Origin of the sequence: Burkholderia sp. SRS-25 (assembly GCF_004343765.1) — a bacterium.
GTDB lineage: Bacteria > Pseudomonadota > Gammaproteobacteria > Burkholderiales > Burkholderiaceae > Burkholderia > Burkholderia contaminans.
The window spans coordinates 229,739-246,913 of sequence record NZ_PTXM01000016.1 but is presented as its reverse complement, the minus strand read 5'-3'; the positions used below and the strand labels follow the sequence as shown (position 1 = coordinate 246,913).

17 protein-coding genes are annotated in these 17,175 nt (G+C 68.3%); 10 read left to right on the top strand and 7 right to left on the bottom strand.

The features are described 5' to 3' along the window. Positions 1–124: transposase (locus C5O79_RS23205; protein WP_143329487.1), on the top strand; the 124-nt coding region annotated here is incomplete at its 5' end. 141 nt (positions 125–265) lie between these two features. Here the strand turns inward: C5O79_RS23205 and C5O79_RS23200 are convergent. Continuing rightward, a complete protein-coding gene (locus C5O79_RS23200; protein WP_046547416.1) occupies positions 266–1,195 on the bottom strand; it encodes a LysR family transcriptional regulator in 930 nt (309 codons plus the stop codon). Positions 1,196–1,292: 97 nt separating this feature from the next. Between C5O79_RS23200 and C5O79_RS23195 the strand changes: the two genes are divergently transcribed. Then, positions 1,293–2,588: an MFS transporter gene (locus C5O79_RS23195; RefSeq protein ID WP_122473487.1), complete on the top strand. Its 1,296-nt coding sequence runs from the start codon at positions 1,293–1,295 to the stop codon at positions 2,586–2,588. 87 nt (positions 2,589–2,675) lie between these two features. Here the strand turns inward: C5O79_RS23195 and C5O79_RS23190 are convergent, their stop codons facing one another. Together C5O79_RS23190 and C5O79_RS23185 are read right to left on the bottom strand one after the other, a co-directional pair. Further along, positions 2,676–3,317: a LysE family translocator gene (locus tag C5O79_RS23190; RefSeq protein ID WP_122473486.1), complete on the bottom strand. Its 642-nt coding sequence runs from the start codon at positions 3,315–3,317 to the stop codon at positions 2,676–2,678. A gap of 76 nt (positions 3,318–3,393) precedes the next feature. Continuing rightward, on the bottom strand, positions 3,394–4,350 hold the full coding sequence (locus C5O79_RS23185) for an NAD(P)-dependent oxidoreductase (protein WP_226148510.1): 957 nt from the start codon (positions 4,348–4,350) through the stop codon (positions 3,394–3,396). A 9-nt stretch (positions 4,351–4,359) separates the two neighbouring features. Here C5O79_RS23185 and C5O79_RS23180 point away from each other — a divergent pair, with 9 nt between their 5' ends. Continuing rightward, positions 4,360–5,118, top strand: coding sequence for a Mut7-C RNAse domain-containing protein (locus C5O79_RS23180; RefSeq protein ID WP_046547420.1), 759 nt, complete (start codon positions 4,360–4,362; stop codon positions 5,116–5,118). An 82-nt stretch (positions 5,119–5,200) separates the two neighbouring features. Here the strand turns inward: C5O79_RS23180 and C5O79_RS23175 are convergent, their stop codons facing one another. After that, positions 5,201–5,434, bottom strand: coding sequence for a hypothetical protein (locus C5O79_RS23175; protein WP_046547421.1), 234 nt, complete (start codon positions 5,432–5,434; stop codon positions 5,201–5,203). Between the two features lie 362 nt (positions 5,435–5,796). On the opposite strand from C5O79_RS23175, the gene C5O79_RS23170 reads away from it, so the two are divergent. Genes C5O79_RS23170 through C5O79_RS23155 form a run of 4 tightly spaced genes read left to right on the top strand, consistent with a single transcriptional unit; the run spans position 5,797 to position 10,057 of the window. Next, positions 5,797–7,002, top strand: a complete 1,206-nt coding sequence (locus tag C5O79_RS23170) for an efflux RND transporter periplasmic adaptor subunit (RefSeq protein WP_046547422.1) — start codon at positions 5,797–5,799, stop codon at positions 7,000–7,002. A gap of 5 nt (positions 7,003–7,007) precedes the next feature. After that, positions 7,008–7,706: an ABC transporter ATP-binding protein gene (locus C5O79_RS23165; protein WP_046547423.1), complete on the top strand. Its 699-nt coding sequence runs from the start codon at positions 7,008–7,010 to the stop codon at positions 7,704–7,706. A 21-nt stretch (positions 7,707–7,727) separates the two neighbouring features. Continuing rightward, positions 7,728–8,882, top strand: a complete 1,155-nt coding sequence (locus C5O79_RS23160; RefSeq protein WP_046547424.1) for an ABC transporter permease — start codon at positions 7,728–7,730, stop codon at positions 8,880–8,882. 8 nt (positions 8,883–8,890) lie between these two features. Then, on the top strand, positions 8,891–10,057 hold the full coding sequence (locus tag C5O79_RS23155; protein WP_122473485.1) for an ABC transporter permease: 1,167 nt from the start codon (positions 8,891–8,893) through the stop codon (positions 10,055–10,057). A gap of 19 nt (positions 10,058–10,076) precedes the next feature. Here C5O79_RS23155 and C5O79_RS23150 read toward each other — a convergent pair whose 3' ends face one another. After that, a complete protein-coding gene (locus C5O79_RS23150) occupies positions 10,077–11,408 on the bottom strand; it encodes a carotenoid oxygenase family protein (RefSeq protein ID WP_122473484.1) in 1,332 nt (443 codons plus the stop codon). A gap of 17 nt (positions 11,409–11,425) precedes the next feature. Further along, the gene (locus C5O79_RS23145) at positions 11,426–12,049 is read right to left on the bottom strand and encodes a DUF2239 family protein (RefSeq protein ID WP_122473483.1); all 624 of its coding nucleotides are present in this window, start codon (positions 12,047–12,049) and stop codon (positions 11,426–11,428) included. Positions 12,050–12,362: 313 nt separating this feature from the next. On the opposite strand from C5O79_RS23145, the gene C5O79_RS23140 reads away from it, so the two are divergent. The 3 genes from C5O79_RS23140 to C5O79_RS23130 all read left to right on the top strand — a co-directional run bounded on the left by C5O79_RS23140 (position 12,363) and on the right by C5O79_RS23130 (position 15,603). Beyond that, positions 12,363–13,703 (top strand): MFS transporter, encoded by a 1,341-nt coding sequence (locus C5O79_RS23140; RefSeq protein WP_047851441.1) that lies wholly within the window; start codon positions 12,363–12,365, stop codon positions 13,701–13,703. A 62-nt stretch (positions 13,704–13,765) separates the two neighbouring features. Further along, positions 13,766–15,163, top strand: a complete 1,398-nt coding sequence (locus C5O79_RS23135) for an enolase C-terminal domain-like protein (RefSeq protein WP_047852578.1) — start codon at positions 13,766–13,768, stop codon at positions 15,161–15,163. A gap of 128 nt (positions 15,164–15,291) precedes the next feature. After that, a complete protein-coding gene (locus tag C5O79_RS23130; RefSeq protein ID WP_047851442.1) occupies positions 15,292–15,603 on the top strand; it encodes a hypothetical protein in 312 nt (103 codons plus the stop codon). A 58-nt stretch (positions 15,604–15,661) separates the two neighbouring features. Here the strand turns inward: C5O79_RS23130 and C5O79_RS23125 are convergent, their stop codons facing one another. Next, positions 15,662–16,999 (bottom strand): hypothetical protein, encoded by a 1,338-nt coding sequence (locus C5O79_RS23125; RefSeq protein ID WP_063794576.1) that lies wholly within the window; start codon positions 16,997–16,999, stop codon positions 15,662–15,664. Positions 17,000–17,175 lie beyond the last annotated feature (176 nt).

The window sequence follows — 17,175 nt, the reverse complement described above, 5'->3', positions numbered from 1 at the left end:
TACCAGCGTCGTCGAAGGCATCAACAACACCATCAAGGTCATCAAGCGTCGGGCCTACGGGTACCGCGACGAGGAATACTTCTTCCTCAAGATCCGCGCCGCGTTCCCCGGTAATCCTCGATGAACCAAAAAAAAGCCCGCCTAAGAGGCGGGCTGAATCCATATCAGAGGAGACATGGAGGAGACAGGTGCAACTATACCGATTCGGTTTCCGCAATGCAACATTTCCGTAGAGAAAATAAGGATTTTCCCTCGAATGCTGCCTCTAGACCGCCTTCGCTGCATCTGACCCCACCGTGTTTTCCCGGTCGAGCACTTCGGCCAGCGCATCGCGCAGCAGCGCGACGGGCCGCACCAGCCGGCCCGGCAGTGCACCGTGCACGATCCACACGTTGATCCGCGTCTCCAGCCCCACCGTTTCCACCACCCTCAGCGCATCGCGATGCGCGCTGCGCGCCAGCGCGTTCGGCGCGACGATGCCGATGCCCGCGCCGCGCGCGACGAGCGACAGCTGCAGCTCCGAGCCGAACGCCTCGACCGCGACGTCGAACGGCAGCCCGGCCGCGCCGAGCATGCGGCTCAGCGCCGAACGCATCCCGCAGCCGTCCTGGCTCAGCACCCACGGAAAACCCGACAGCGTGTCGATCGACAGCGGACCGTCCGGCAGCGGATAGTCGCGCGCGGCGACGAGCACCGTCGGCTGCGTGCCGAGCAGCGTCGACGCGAACGTATCGGGCAGTGCCGAACTGGCCGGCACCATCACGGCTGCGACGTCGAGCGTGCCGCGCTCGATGCCCTGCATCAGCGCCGGCGACCAGCCGGCCGTCACCCGCAGCGTGAGACGCGGAAACGCGTCGCGCAGCCGGTCGATCGGCTGCTCGAGCGCCAGCTCGGACAGGAACGGCGGCACGCCGATGCGCAGCTCGCCCGACGGCTCGCTGTCCGGCGCGCCCGCCGCCATCAGCTCGTCGACCGCGCCCAGCACGTTACGCGCGAGCGCATAGACGTCGCGCCCGGCGGCTGTCGGCTTCAGCGGCTTGCTTTGCCGGTCGAGCAGCGGCATGCCGAGCAGCGTTTCGAGGTTCTGCACGCGCCGCGTCAAGCCTGGCTGCGTCAGGTGGAGCTTCGCGGCCGCGGCAACCATCGACCCGCTGTCGACCACCGCGACGAATGCCTGGAGATCACGCGTATTCAAAACAAACTCGCATAATCATGTTAGAGATATTTCAATTGTCGCATAAACATCGGGCACCTACGATGGGGACTCCTTCAACCCACTCGCCAGGCTTCCGATGAACTGCCCTGCCAACCGTTGCCCCGCCGCCGCGCGCCCGCCCGTCAGCGCGCCGGCCGGCCCGCCGCCCGCGCTGAGCGCCGGCATGACGCTGTTCTTCGCCGCGACGGTCGGCGTGATCGTGATGGACCTGTTCGCCGCGCAGCCGCTGACGGGGCCGATCAGCGCCGACCTGCACCTGCCGGCCGGTCTGGCGGGCCTCGTCGCGATGCTGCCGCAGCTCGGCTATGCGGCCGGGCTCGTGCTGCTCGTCCCGCTCGTCGACCTGCTCGAGAACCGCCGCCTGATCGTCGCGACGCTGGCCGCGTGCGCGGCCGCGCTCGCGCTGCCGGCCTTCACGCGGTCGGGCACCGTATTCCTGCTGGCGACGCTCGTGGCCGGCGCCGCATCGAGCGTGATCCAGATGCTCGTACCGATGGCCGCGTCGATGGCGCCCGAGGCGCAGCGCGGCCGCGCGGTCGGCAACGTGATGAGCGGGCTGATGCTCGGCATCCTGCTGTCGCGGCCGCTCGCGAGCCTGATCGCGGGGTCGGCCGGCTGGCGCGGGTTCTACGTGCTGGTCGCGCTCGCGAATGCCGCGATCGCCGTGGTGCTCGCGCTGCGCCTGCCGTCGCGCACGCCGTCGATCTCGGCCGGCTACCGCACGCTGCTTGCGTCGATGGGGCGGCTGCTCGCCGACGAACCGGTGCTGCGCCGGCATGCGCTGTCGGCCGCGCTCGCGATGGCCGCGTTCAGCGCATTCTGGACCGCGGTCGGGCTGCGGCTCGCGCAGCCGCCGTTCGGCCTCGACCTGCACGGCATTGCGCTGTTCGCGTTCGCCGGCGCGAGCGGCGCGATCGTCACGCCACTCGCAGGCCGTGCCGGCGACCACGGCCATGGCCCGGCCGCGCAGCGGATCGCGCACGGCACGATGCTCGTGGCGCTCGTCGTGCTCGGGATCGCGGGCGCCGGCTGGTTCGGCTTCGATGCACGCATGCATCGCGGCCTCGCGCTCGCGCTGCTGGCCGGCGGCGCCGCGCTGCTCGATGCGGGCGTGATCGTCGACCAGACGATCGGCCGCCGCGCAATCAACCTGCTGAACCCGGCCGCGCGCGGCCGCCTGAACGGGTTGTTCGTCGGGCTGTTCTTCATCGGCGGCGCGCTCGGCGCGGTGCTCGCAGGCAGCGCGTGGGCCTCCGGCGGGTGGGGCGCGGTGTGCGGCGTGGGGTTTGCGTTCGCCGGCGCGGCCGCCGTCTTCGGGCTCGCGGCCGGACGCGGCGCCGGCGCAGCGGCATTGACGCGCCCGCGTGCATGAGCGACAGCGTGACGGAGGCCCGAAAAGCAGAACGCCCCGCCCTCTTGCGAGGGACGGGGCGTTCTGCGCGCCAGCGTCAGTTCGACATCAGTGACGAACCAGCGCCATCATCGCGCCGAAGCCGACGAACAAGCCGCCCGTCAGCCGGTTGAAGATCTTCGCCACGCTCTGGCTCTTCAACGTCGCGCCGATGCGCGTGCCGAACGATGCGTAGACGAGATACCAGCTCACCTCGATCACCGCGAACGTGACGACGAGCACGCCGAACTGCGGCAGCGTCGGCTCGGCGGCGTTGATGAACTGCGGCAGCAGCGCGGCCGCGAACAGGATCGCCTTCGGGTTGCTGCCCGCGACCAGGAAGCCGTTGCGGAACAGCGTCCCGCGCGATGCAGGCGCGCCCTGGCGCGACACGGTCTCGACGTCGGCGGCAGGTTGCTCGTCGCCGACGCGTGCGCGCCACGCCTTCACACCGAGGTAGATCAGGTAGGCCGCACCCGCAAAGCGCAACGTGTTGAACATCGCCGGCCAGGCTTCGAGCACCGCACCGAGACCCGCCGCCGACACCGACAGCATCAGCACCAGCGCGGTGAGGCAGCCGGCCATCGTCCATGTCGAGCGCCGCAGCCCGTGCCGCGCGCCGTGCGTCATCACCAGCAGCATGTTCGGGCCCGGAATCGCCGACACGACGAATACCGTCGCCACGAAAAGCCACCACGTATGCAAGTTCATGCCCGCCTCTGCGTCGATGTAAGGGAAAACGAAACGTCGATTATGCCGGTGCGCCGGACTTCTGTCGCGCGACGGATCAGCGTCCCGCGCGGCGCAGCGCGACTTCGCCGAGCACCGCGAAATCCTGCTCGCCGCCGCCGTGCGCCAGCGCGTCGAGCAGGTTGTCCCGCACGACGCTTGCCACCGGCAGCGGCACCGACACGGCGTCGCCGGCTTCCAGCGCCAGGCGAACGTCCTTCAACCCGAGGCGCGCCTTGAAGCGCGCGGGCTCGTAGCGCCGCTCGGCAATCATCGAGCCGTAGCCCTCGTAGACGGGGCCCGGAAACACGCTGCCGGTGATCACGTCGAGGAAATCGCGCATCGCGACGCCGTGCGCGCCGAGCAATGCAGAGGCCTCGCCGAGCGTCTCGATCGCCGACGCGAGCGTGAAGTTCGCGGCGATCTTCGCGACGTTCGCGTGCTGCGGCAGCGAACCGAACCGCCAGGTCTTCTGGCCGATCGCGTCAAACAGCGGCTGCACGCGGTCGATCGCCTCCGCCGGGCCACCCGCCATGATCGTCAGGCGCGCGGCGGCCGCGACGTCCGGCCGGCCCATCACCGGCGCGGCGACATAATGGATACCGCGCGATGCATGCGCGTGCGCGAGCGATTCGGCCAGCGCGACCGACACCGTCGCCATGTTGACGTGGATCAGGCCGCGCGGCGCCTGGGCGAGCAGTGCGTCGTCGAAGATCGCGCGTGCCGCGGCGTCGTCGGCCAGCATCGAGAACACCGCGTCGCCGCGAAACGCGTCGGCCGGCGTGTCGACGATCTGCGCGCCGACGGCCGCGAGCGGCTCGGCGCGCTCGCGCGACCGGTTCCAGACGCGCACCGTGTGCCCGGCCCTCAGCAGGTTCGTCGCGATTGCCTGCCCCATTTCACCCAGCCCGATAAATCCGAGATCCATTTCCCGCTCCTTCGCTCCGTGAAGCGGGGAGTTAAACACAGATGCGTGGCGCCTGCAGGGCACGCGGCCGGTCACGCGCGGTGCCATACTGCCCGCATGGCGACCGCGACCTTCCGCTTCCACGACGAACTGAACGCCTTTCTCCCGCGCGCACAGCGCGACCGTGCGTTCGGGCACGCATGTGCGCGCGATGCGACGGTGAAGCACGCGATCGAGGCGCTCGGCGTCCCGCATACCGAAATCGGCCGGCTGTGCGTGAACGACGCGCCGGCCACGCTCGACCGGCCGCTCGACGACGGCGACCGGGTCGAAGCCTTTCCGGAGCGCGCGCAGCCGGCCACCGTGAACGGGGCCACCGCGCCGCAGCCAGCGCAATGGCGCTTCGTCGCCGATGCGCATCTCGGCGGCCTTGCGCAACTGCTGCGCCTCGCGGGCTTCGACACCTGCTATGACAACCACTACCGCGACGACGAGCTCGCGGCGCTCGCCGCGCGAGACGACCGGGTCGTGCTGACCCGCGATCGCGAGCTGCTCAAGCGACGCGCGGTCGCGCGCGGCTGCTACCTGCACGCGCTACAGCCGGCCGACCAGTTGCGCGAACTGTTCGAGCGGCTCGATCTCGCGCCGCACATGCGGCCATTCCGGCTGTGCCTGCGCTGCAATGCGCCGCTGCATCCGCTCGACGCGGCCGCTGCCGCGCCACGCGTGCCGGCCGGCGTCCGGCAACGGCACCTGCGCTTCGCCGCGTGCGATGTGTGCCGGCGCGTGTTCTGGGAAGGCTCGCACTGGCGGCGCATGCGCACGGTGGTCGACGCGATGCGCGCGCCGCCGCCGGCCGGTGAACACGAGGCCTGAAAAAAACAAAACCCCGCATGCGTGAACATGCGGGGTCTCGCAACTGGCGGCCGGCGGTACCGGCCCCGGCGCAACGCGCTTCTTAGTTCTGCGCGCCTGCGTCGTTCGTGCCGGCGGCCGATGCGGCTGCGGCCTTCGCCTTGCCCTTGGCCGAACCGTGGTGCTTCAGCGCGTGCTTCGGCTTGCTGTGATCCTTCTTGGCCGGTGCCGGAGCAGCTGCCGACGTGTCGGCTGCCGGCGCGGACGCCTGTGCGAATGCCGAAACCGATGCGAGTGCGAATGCTGCGGCGATGATCGAAGCGAGCGTCTTCTTCATTGTTCTTCCTTTAGCGGAGAAAAAATCAAACGTACCGGTAAGTAAAGATGCGAGGCATTCGCATCGGAGCCCCAGGCCGCGAGGCCGGCTTTCGCCGTGCCGTCGCGACAAAACCTGACGCACTGGTTCCATAACGCACCGTGTTCGCGGAAAGTTGACACGTCGCTTGCGCCCCTCGGGTTTCCCCGGGGGGGCGAGCACTTCAGCCAACGTCGGCGGGCCGGACAGGCCGCCGCCGCACGGCGCCGCAAACCGGCTCGCGCGGCGCCAGGGCGACGCTTATACTGGCGTCCATCCGTCCCTTTCCCCGGAAACCGGATCGCGGCCGGTCGTCAGACCGCCGCCGTCTCGAGGCGCTCAAATTGCCCGATCACAACCTGGACAAACTGAAGATCGACCGGCGTCCGCTCGCACCGGCGCCCCGTCGCCGCCGGTGGCTCCGCTATGCGGTGACCGCCGCGGTGGTCATCGGCGCGATCGCCGCCGGTCTCGCGCTCACCGGCCGGCCGACCGTCGATACGACGTCCGTCACGTCCGCCTACCCGTACCAGAACGACACGCAGCTCAATGCGACCGGCTACGTCGTGCCGCAGCGCAAGGCCGCGGTCGCGTCGAAGGGCCAGGGGCGCGTCGAATGGCTCGGCGTGCTCGAAGGCACGCGCGTGAAGCAGGACGAGATCATTGCGCGGCTCGAAAGCAACGACGTGCAAGCGTCGCTCGCGCAGGCGCGCGCGCAGGTGCAGGTGTCCCGCGCGAACCTCGGTGTCGCGCAGGCCGAGCTGAAGGACGCCGAGATCGCGCTGCGCCGCACCGCCGCGCTCGCGCCGAAGGGCGCGGTGCCGGCCGCGCAGCTCGACACCGACACGGCGCGCGTGAACAAGGCGCGCGCGACGCTCAACAGCGACCAGGCCGCGATCGCATCGGCCGAGGCCAACGCGCAGGCCGCTCAGGTCGCGGTCGACCAGACGGTGATCCGCGCCCCGTTCGACGGCATCGTGCTCGCCAAGCACGCGAACGTCGGCGACAACATCACGCCGTTCTCGTCCGCGTCGGACAGCAAGGGCGCGGTCGTGACGATCGCCGACATGAAGACGCTCGAGGTCGAGGCCGACGTCGCCGAATCGAACATCGCGAAGATCCGCGCCGAGCAGCCGTGCGAGATCCAGCTCGACGCGCTGCCCGACATGCGCTTCGCCGGCCGCGTGTCGCGCATCGTGCCGACCGTCGACCGCTCGAAGGCCACCGTGCTCGTGAAGGTGCGCTTCGTCGACCGCGACGAGCGCGTGCTGCCCGACATGAGCGCGAAGATCGCCTTCCTGTCGAAGCCGGCGACCGCGCAGGACCGGCAGCCGGTGACGGCCGTGCAGGCGAGCGCCGTGGTCGAACGCGATGGCCGGCCGGTCCTGTTCGTCGTGAAAGACGACGTCGTGCATGCCGTGGCCGTGACGAAGGGCGCGCGGATCGGTGAGCTCGTTGCAGTGCGCGGCGTGACACCCGGCGACACGGTCGTGCTCGCGCCGGGCGCGAAGCTGAAGGACGGCGCGAAAGTGACCGTCGCGAAGAAGTAGCGCGCGTGAACGACGCCCGGCCACCCCTCGTCGAGCTCAGCCACGTCGCGAAGTCGTATCGGCGCGGCAACCAGATCGTGCCCGTGCTGACCGACATCACGCTCGACATCGGCGAAGGCGACTTCGTCGCGCTGATGGGGCCGTCGGGCTCCGGCAAGAGCACGCTGCTGAACCTGGTGGCCGGCATCGACCGGCCCGACAGCGGCGAGCTGCGCGTGGGCGGCCTCGACATCTCGCAGCTCGCCGAGGCGCAGCTGGCCGAATGGCGCGCGGCGAACGTCGGCTTCATCTTCCAGTTCTACAACCTGATGCCCGTGCTCACCGCGTTCGAGAACGTCGAGCTGCCGCTGATGCTCACGCACCTGTCGCGCCGCGAGCGGCGCGAGCGCGTCGAACTCGTGCTCGACATGGTGAACCTCGGCGACCGGATGAGCCATTACCCGTCGGAACTGTCGGGCGGCCAGCAGCAGCGCGTCGCGATCGCGCGCGCGCTGATCACCGATCCCGTGCTGATCGTCGCCGACGAGCCGACCGGCGACCTCGACCGCGCATCGGCCACCGACGTGCTCGCGATGCTGCAGCGGATGAACGCCGAGCTCGGCAAGACGATCATCATGGTGACGCACGACGCGCACGCGGCCGGCGCCGCGCGCTCGCTCGTCCATCTGGAAAAAGGGGAGCTGATCGATGGGCACGCCGGCTGACCGGCTGCGGGAGCGCGCGCGATGTACGTGCTGAAGCTGATCGCGCGCAATGCGCTGCGGCACCGGCTGCGCACGCTGCTGACCGTGCTCGGGCTCACCATCGCCGTGCTCGCGTTCGGGTTGCTGCACACCGTGGTCGACGCGTGGTACGCAGGCGCGGCCGCCGCATCCAGCGGGCGGCTCGTCACGCGCAACGCGATCTCGCTCGTGTTTCCGCTGCCCGTCAGCTACGAGAACCGGATCCGCGGCGTCGAAGGCGTGACGGCCGTGGTCCGCTCGAACTGGTTCGGCGGCATCTACCGCGACCCGAAGAACTTCTTCGCGAGCTTCGCCGTATCGGACAACTATCTCGACCTGTACCCGGAGTTCATCATCCCGGCGCAGCAGCGCGCCGACTACGATCGCGACCGCCGCGGCTGCCTCGTCGGCCGCCAGCTCGCGACGCAATTCGGCTTCAGGATCGGCGACGTGATCCCGCTGAAGGGCACGATCTACCCGGGCACGTGGGATTTCGTCGTGCGCGGCATCCTGGACGGCCGTGACGACTCGACGATCACGCGGCAACTGGTGTTCCACTGGGAATACCTGAACGAGACGGTGCGCCAGCGCACGCCTAAGCAGGCCGACCAGGTCGGCGTATTCGTGCTCGGCGTCGCGAACCCCGACGACGGCGCGTCGATCGCGCGCAACGTCGACGCAGTGTTCAAGAACTCGCTCGCCGAGACGCTGACCGAGACCGAGCAGGCGTTCCAGCTCGGCTTCGTCGCGATGTCGAACCAGATCATCGCGGCGATCCGCGTCGTGTCGTACGTGGTGATCCTGATCATCATGGCCGTGATGGCCAACTCGATGGCGATGAGCGCGCGCGAGCGCACGGCCGAATACGCGACGCTGAAGGCGCTCGGCTTCGGCCCCGGCTTCCTCGCGCTGATCGTGTTCGGCGAATCGGTCGTGATCGCGGTGGCCGGCGGCGGGCTCGGAATCCTGGCGACGCCGCCCGCCGCGAGCCTGTTCAAGCAGGCGGCCGGCGGCATCTTCCCGGTGTTCAAGGTGTCGACCGAGACGGTCGTGCTGCAGGCCGCGTGCTCGGTCGCGGTCGGCTTCGCGGCGGCGATCGTGCCGGCGTGGCAGGCGGCGCGCGTGCGCGTGGTCGAAGGCCTCAGGGCAATCGGTTAGGTTGGCGCATGGCGATCCCGCTCAACTACATCGCGCGCAACCTGTGGACCCGCCGGCTCACCACCGCGCTGACCGCCGGCGGGATGGCGCTCGTGATCTTCGTGTTCGCGACCGTGCAAATGCTCGACGCGGGGCTCACAAAGACGCTCGTGTCGACCGGCGAACCCGACAACGCGGTGGTGATCCGCAAGGGCGCCGAAACCGAGATCCAGAGCTCGATCGACCACCAGCAGGCCAATGCGCTCGCAATGCACCCGGCCGTCGCGCTCGGCCCCGACGGCCGGCCGCTCGTGTCGAAGGAAGCGGTCGTGCTGATCTCGCTGGTGAAGACCTCGACCGGCAAGCCGTCGAACGTCGTGATCCGCGGCGTGTCACCGTCCGGCCTCGCGCTGCGCCCGCACGTGAGGCTCGTCGCCGGCCGCATGTTCGCGCCCGGCTCGTCTGAAATCATCGTCGGCAGCGCGATCGCGAAAGGGTTCAGCGGCACGCAGCTCGGCGACAGCCTGCATTTCGCGCAGCGCGACTGGACCATCGTCGGCATCTTCGACGCGGGCGGGAGCGGCTTCGATTCGGAGATATGGGGCGACGTCGACCAGCTGATGCAGTCGTTCCGGCGCACCAGCTATTCGTCGATGGTGCTGCGCATCCCGAGCGCCGACGGCTTCGCGCGCTTCAAGGCCGACATCGACGTCGACCCGCGGCTCACCGACGAGGCGAAACGCGAACAGACCTTCTACGGCGACCAGTCGAAGGCGCTGTCGACGTTCATCAACATCCTCGGCATCACGCTGTCGACGATCTTCTCGATCGCCGCGATGATCGGCGCGATGATCACGATGTATGCGTCGGTCGCGAACCGCGTCGCCGAGATCGGCACGCTGCGCGCGCTCGGCTTCAAGCGCACGAACGTGCTCGCCGCGTTCCTGCTGGAAGCGCTGCTGCTCGGCTTCGTCGGCGGCGTCGCGGGGCTCGCATGCGCGTCGCTGATGCAGTTCGCGTCGTTCTCGACGACCAACTTCCAGACCTTCGCGGACCTGTCGTTCCGCTTCGTGCTGACGCCCGCGATCGTCGTGAAGACGCTGCTGTTCTCGCTGGTGATGGGGCTCGTCGGCGGGTTCCTGCCGGCGATGCGCGCCGCGCGGCTGAAAATCGTCGACGCGCTGCGCGCGCAGTGACGCGCGCCGCCGCTCACGTTCAACGTTCGCGCGGCACCCACGCGCCGTGAAACCCGGCCGGCACGCGGCGCGGCAGGTGCACGGTCGCGACCGGCCCCGCGTCGATCGCGCGCGCATCGAGGATCACGACGTCGCTCGTATCCGTCGCCGCGCGGTAGACCATCACCAGCAGCCAGCCGTCGTCCTCGTTCGTGCCGCCGGGGCGCGGCACGAACACCGGCTCGCTGTTCTGGTCGCCGGCCGGCACCGCGTAGCGCTTCGTCGTGCCGCTCGCGTGGTCGAAGCGCATCACGCCGCGCATTTCCACCGGGTTCGGCTGCTCGACCGCATACAGGTAGCGGTAGCGGCGCCCCGTCCGGCTTTCGTTGATGCGCGGCATCTCGATGCCGCCGTCGGCGAGCGGCCCTTCGTCGATCAGCCCGTTCGCCGTATCGATCACGTAGCGCCACAGCTCGCCGACCGGGTTGTCGGCGAAGCGGCCCGTGCCCGCGTCGAGCCGCAGGAACGACGGATAGCGCACCGCATCGAGCACGATGCACGACGCATCGCAGTCGTATGCGTTCACGACGTGCAAGATGAAGCACGGCTCGACGTCGAACCACCGCACCGCGCCGCCGTGGCGCGGGAGCACGCCGATGCGCGCGGGCCGGTCGTCGTGCCAGCGCAGCGGCATCCGGTGGCCCTGCTTCAGCAGCGAGAAGTCGTAGCCGACGTTCAGGTCGAGCAGCAGGCTGCGGGTTTCGGTGATCGCGAGGTCGTGCATCATCGACGGCGCGTTCAGGTCGATCTCGAGATCGACGCGCTGCACGCCCTGCGCGTCGGCCACACCGTAGCGCAACCACGGCGCGCGCCAGTCCGCGCGGAACGCGATCAGCTCGCCGGTCACCGGATCGACCTTCGGATGCGCGGTCATTCCGCCGCCGAGGCCCGCGTGCCGTGCGGGCACGCCGAGCGAATCGAGCGCGGCCGTGATCGCGAACGGTGCGCCGCCCTCCGACAGCGCGAGCAACTCGCCGGCATGCTGCAGCACGTTCACGTTCGGATTGGTGTCGGGCAATTGCCGCGCCTCACCGGGCGCATGCACGGCCGCCCAGCGCTGCGTGCGCGCCCAGCGGTTCCGGTAGCCGGTCGCGCGGCCGTCGCCGAATGCGATCGCATGCAGCATCGCGGCTTCCGGCCACCACGACAGCACGTCGCTCCCTTCGAAGCGGCCGCCCGGCGGATTCGGGCCGTTGCGCAGCAACGTGCCGGCGAGTTCGAGCGGGATCGCGCCGGTCACGCGCAGGTCGACGAGATCGACCTCGTCAGCGACCGGCGCGATCGCGCCGCGGTTCAGATCGAATGCGGTCATGGCGTCCGTTGCTCCTGTCAGCAATCTTCGGTGGACGGCGGCAGTTCGCCGCGCGCCAGTGCGAGCGCGTGGTCGCGCACGTCGTCCGGCCAGCCGGCGATCAGCTCGGCGACGCGTGTCAGGTCGTTCGCATACAGCGCGCGCGCGGCCTCCTCGAAACCGGGCAGGTCGCCCGCCATCGCCGACATGAAGTGGTACGCGCGCGCCTGCGCGTCGCGTCGCCGGTCGGCTTCCGCGTGGGTGCGCCGTGCGTCCTCGACGAGCTTGCGCAATGCGACCGACGCACCGCCGGGCTGCGTGGCCAGCCATTCCCAGTGACGCGGCAGCAGCGTGACCTCGCGCGACACGACGCCGAGCTTCGGCCGGCCGCGGCCGCGCTGCTCGCCCGCGCCTGCCGGCTCGCCTGAGCCGGCCGATGCATCGCCCGACGTCGGCGTATAGCGCGCGCGGATCTCGTCCGCCGTGCCGCGGAGGTCGAGGTCGATCGAACGGCCGGTCGCGTCGTCGAAGATCAGGATCGTGGTGGACATCGCATCGCCGGCAGCCTGGCGGACCGCGAGCGCGACGGTCGCGAGCGGGCCCGACGCAAGGCGTCGGTGGCCGTCGAATGCCGTGTAGGAAGGAAGCAGTGTGGTGTTCATCGTGGTCGCCCGCAGGCTGGAATCGGAATGACGCTATTTTTATCCGGGTATAAATTGGATGTCAATATCACCCGGGTAAAAATATTCCGGCAGCCATGGCACCGCCCCGGGCCAGCTGGCCGATCGATTCAATTGCTGAATCGATCAAGTCAGCAATTGGCATGAAGGCGCAAATTTCGACGTGACAGAATGGCCCGGACGCCCTGCCCGCAGGCAACGGCGTCCGGCCTCCGGCCGGCCGCACCCACACGAACGGCGCGCACCGACGCGCCAGCCGCACGACGGCACCTTCCGCCCTTCGGAGGAGACAGTCATGAATCCGCTTCAAGCGCTGCCGGCGTCCGCGTCGGCAACGGCCCGGCGCACCCGCGTGCGCTGGCTGGTGCTGGCCGTCCTGTTCGCGGTCACGACGATCAACTACGCGGATCGCGCGGCGATCGCGATCGCGGGCCCGAGCCTCGCCCGCACGCTGCACCTGAGCCACGTGCAGATGGGCTTCATCTTTTCCGCGTTCGGCTGGTCGTACGTGATCGCGCAATTGCCGGGCGGCTGGCTGCTCGACCGTTACGGATCGCGCATCGTCTACGCATTCAGCATCTTCTTCTGGTCGCTGTTCACGCTGTTGCAAGGCGGGATCGGCTTCTTCGGCGGCGCGGCCGCGTTCGCGCTGCTGTTCGGGCTGCGCTTTCTCGTCGGCGCGGCCGAGGCGCCGTCGTTCCCCGCCAACAGCCGGATCGTGTCCGCGTGGTTCCCTGCGCCCGAGCGCGGCACCGCGTCGGCGATCTTCAACGCCGCGCAGTACGCGGCGACCGTCGTGTTCGCGCCGCTGATGGGCTGGCTCGTGCACGCGTTCGGCTGGCAATCGGTGTTCGCGGTGATGGGCGTGCTCGGCTTCGCGGCCGTGCTGGTCTGGAACCGCACGATGTACGACCCGAAGGACCACCCGACCATCAACCGCGCGGAACTCGACTACCTCGCCGAAGGCGGCGCGCTCGTCAACATCGACCAGGCGACCGGCGGACGCGACGGCGGCCCGTCGATGCGCCACGTGAAGGCGCTGCTGAAGAGCCGGATGCTGATCGGCGTGTACGTCGCGCAGTACTGCATCAACGCGCTCACCTATTTCTTCATCACGTGGTTTCCCGTCTATCTCGTGCAGGCGCGCGGGATGTCGATCCTCAACGCGGGGCTCGTCGCGTCGATCCCGGCCGTGTGCGGGTTCCTCGGCGGGATTCTCGGCGGCGTCGTGTCCGACGGGCTGCTCAAGCAGGGCCGCTCGCTGTCGGTCGCGCGCAAGGTGCCGATCGTGTTCGGCATGCTGCTGTCGATGTCGATGATCGTCTGCAACTACACCGATTCGCACGTGCTCGTCGTGCTGTTCATGGCGCTGTCGTTCTTCGGTAAGGGGCTCGGCGCGCTCGGCTGGGCCGTCAACGCCGACACCGCGCCGCGCCAGATCGCGGGCTTGAGCGGCGCGCTGCTCAACACGTGCGGCAACCTCTCCAGCATCACGACGCCGATCGCGATCGGCTACATCGTCGACCGCAGCGGCTCGTTCAATGGCGCGCTGGTCTATGTCGTCGCGCACGCGCTCGTCGCCGTGATCTGCTACCTGTTCGTCGTCGGCGAGATCCGCCGCGTCGAGCTTCGATGAACCGCGCGGGCCGCGCCGGCGCGGCCGGCGGCCCGTGCACCACCGGAACCAGGAGCGAACCGATGTCCGAATCCCGCCGTGCCGGCACCCCGCACGTCACGCGCATGCAGGTGATTCCCGTCGCCGGCCGCGACAGCATGTTGCTCAACCTGTGCGGCGCGCACGCGCCGTACTTCACGCGCAACCTCGTGATCCTCGACGACAGCAGTGGACACACGGGCGTCGGCGAAGTGCCGGGCGGCGAAGGCATCCGCCACGCGCTCGAACGCATGACGGATCTCGTGGTCGGTCAGTCGATCGGACGCTACCAGGCGACGCTCAACGCGGTGCGCGCGGCGCTGTCCGGCGCGGGCCCGGGTGCGGGCCGCACGATCCGGCACGAGGTGACGTCGGCCGGCGAAGCCGCGGTGCTGCGGCAGCCCCACGAGATCAACCTGCGGCTCGACAACGTGATCACCGCGATCGAGGCCGCGCTGCTCGACCTGCTCGGCCAGCATCTCGACGTGCCGGTTGCGGCGCTGCTCGGCGAAGGCCAGCAGCGCGACGCGGTGCCGATGCTCGCGTACCTGTTCTACATCGGCGACCGGGGCCGCACCGACCTGCCGTATCGCGACGAGACGCACGCGTCGGATGCATGGTTCCGGCTGCGCAACGAGGAAGCGCTCACGCCGGCCGCGATCGCGCGGCAGGCCGAAGCCGCGGTCGATCGCTACGGCTTCGCCGATTTCAAGCTGAAGGGCGGCGTGATGGCCGGCGCCGACGAGATGGAAGCGATCGCCGCGATCAAGGCGCGCTTCCCCGACGCTCGCGCGACGCTCGACCCGAACGGCGCGTGGTCGCTCGACGAAGCCGTCGCGCTGTGCCGCGGGCAAGGCCACCTGCTCGCGTATGCGGAAGATCCGTGCGGGCCGGAAGGCGGCTATTCGGGCCGCGAGGTGATGGCCGAATTCCGCCGCGCGACAGGCATTCCGACCGCGACCAACATGATCGCGACCGACTGGCGGCAGATGGATCATGCGGTGCGGCTGCAGGCGGTCGACATCCCGCTCGCCGACCCGCATTTCTGGACGATGCAGGGCTCGGTGCGGCTTGCGCAGCTGTGCCGTGACTGGGGGCTCACGTGGGGCTCGCATTCGAACAACCACTTCGACGTGTCGCTCGCGATGTTCACGCATGCTGCAGCGGCCGCGCCCGGCACGATCACCGCGATCGACACGCACTGGATCTGGCAGGAAGGCGATGCGCGGCTCACGCGCGAGCCGCTGAAGATCGTCGGCGGCCAGGTGGCCGTGCCGGAGCGGCCGGGCCTCGGGATCGAGCTCGACATGGCGCAGGTCGAAGCCGCGCATGCGCTTTATCGGCAGGTTGGCGGTACAGCGCGCGACGATGCGGTCGCGATGCGCTATCTCGTGCCGGGGTGGACGTACGATCCGAAGCGGCCGAGTGTCGGGCGGGGGTGAGGGTGAAGGCGGGTAGCGGCTGGTTGTTGCCAAACACCGGAAACGCCCGCATCCTGCCGGCTGCCTGAATCGGCCCGCACGGCGAGCGGTTCGGCGGCCCGTCTCCACCCGAAAAAGAACCGCCCGTCATGACGTCTTCCGATCCGACACCGCGACAGCTCATCGTCTACGTCCTGTATTCGGTGCTGGGCCTGCCCGCGAGCATGACCGCCGCTGGCTATGTCGCCCCGCTGATCACGCGGAACGTGTCGAACTTCGAAGGCGGCGCCGGCTACGCAACGTTGTGGTGGCTCGTCCTGCTGACCTGCGCGTCCTACGCGCTGTCGTTCGTCATCTTCGCGGTGCTGCGGAAGAGAACCGTGATTCTCGCGGTTATTACAGTGGGGTTTGCCGCGTTGGCGATGCCGACGTTCAGGCTTATCCACGAGTTGATGACCTGATCTCCGCCTGTTCTCGCACCATGTTGGCCGACGTTACTTCACGGCTTCGCAGTCAGGTTCAGTACGAGTAACCCTGGATGCCGTAATCCGTGTCGTGACGACGCCCCCACCACGGCAGATACGCATTGTTCTCGCCACGTGCGCGGAACCAGTCTCCGTCCGGGTTGATCGGTGTGAGCTTCGACGGCGGCAGCACGACGACGGCAGTCGGGTGACTGGCGTCCGTTGTACCGGCAACCAGTGCATTGCCGCCGAAATGGTTGATCCGGCCGATCGCGAGCGCGACGTCCGTCAGCGCCGTGCCTGCGCCCATATCGCCAAGCAGCGCCGGCGTGTTGAAGACCTGCTTCGTGTAGTCGAATTCCGGCAGGGTTTCCGTGAGTGTCTGTGACAGAGAGGTGAGACGCGTCGACGCCGCGTCGCTGCCCTTGCCTGCGTCGTGCACGACGAACTGGATGCTTGCGGGGTCGACGTTTGCGTTTTGAGCCGCCTGCCTGATCGTCGCCTTCCATGCCTGGACTGCGCGCGTCGTGTCGGCCTTCGCTTCGTAGTCACTTACCTTGCTCGTCGCAGCCTTACCGATCCATGCGAGTGGCTCGCGTTCGGTCTTCAGATCGGGGCCCGCGAGGAACAGCACGGTAAGGTTCTCGTTCATCTGCTCGTCTTTGGGCGGAAAGCTGGGTGCGTCCCAGTTCATCACCCATACGCTTTCCTGCGGGTGCGCCTGCAGGTAGTCGAGCGCGGCGTTCAGTGACGTGAAGCCGGCATTTGCGTTGCCGACATGGATCTGAATATCGGGCGGCGTATCTTTACTCCATAGATCGGGGAAAGATTTGCTCCCAATTGAAAAGGCCGTGATCATCTCGTTGCCAAGACGCGAGCGGGCATCCTGCGGTGACAGTCGCGAGGGAATGGCGAGTTCAACCCGAATGCCCGCCAACTCCCGCCAGTGCTGCTTGTCAGATGGTTGGACCGTATAAAAATAATGGCCATTCATCGCGTATTTACCGTGAAGCAGAACGAGGAGAGTACTGATGTATTTCCTATAAAATCCCTTCAAGGATTCATCGCCACCGTTTCCATCTGCGACAATAGCGACAGGTTTAACCGATGAAAAGCTCTTGGGGTCTGTTCTAACCATATCGTCGTTCTTGTTCGGCTTGACGAGCCCCATTGTCCACAGCAATTGCCATTCCGTCGGATAGTCACGGCGCTGAAGGGGATTGAGCCATTCTAACCCCACGACTTGCACGAGAAATGGTTTCTCCTGGGCGGACGCCAAGGATGTCGGCGCAGCGACAGACTGCGCAGCGTCAGCAGTTGACGCAGAACATGCTGTCGCAAAAGCGAAAACTGCAATCCCCGCCAAGGCTAGCAGTCCGATCCATCGTGTCATTTGTTTGCACCGGCCTCTGCCCCAACCCAGGCAGCCATTTGCATCGAATGTTGCTTAACGTAGAACACCGGCCTGTTCGAAAACAGGCAAGCGAGCGAAATAACCACGCGACCAATTTGAGCATCATCTGACGCCCGCGCTTCCGCGATCATGTCTCGTTGTTTGGGAATCCCTGG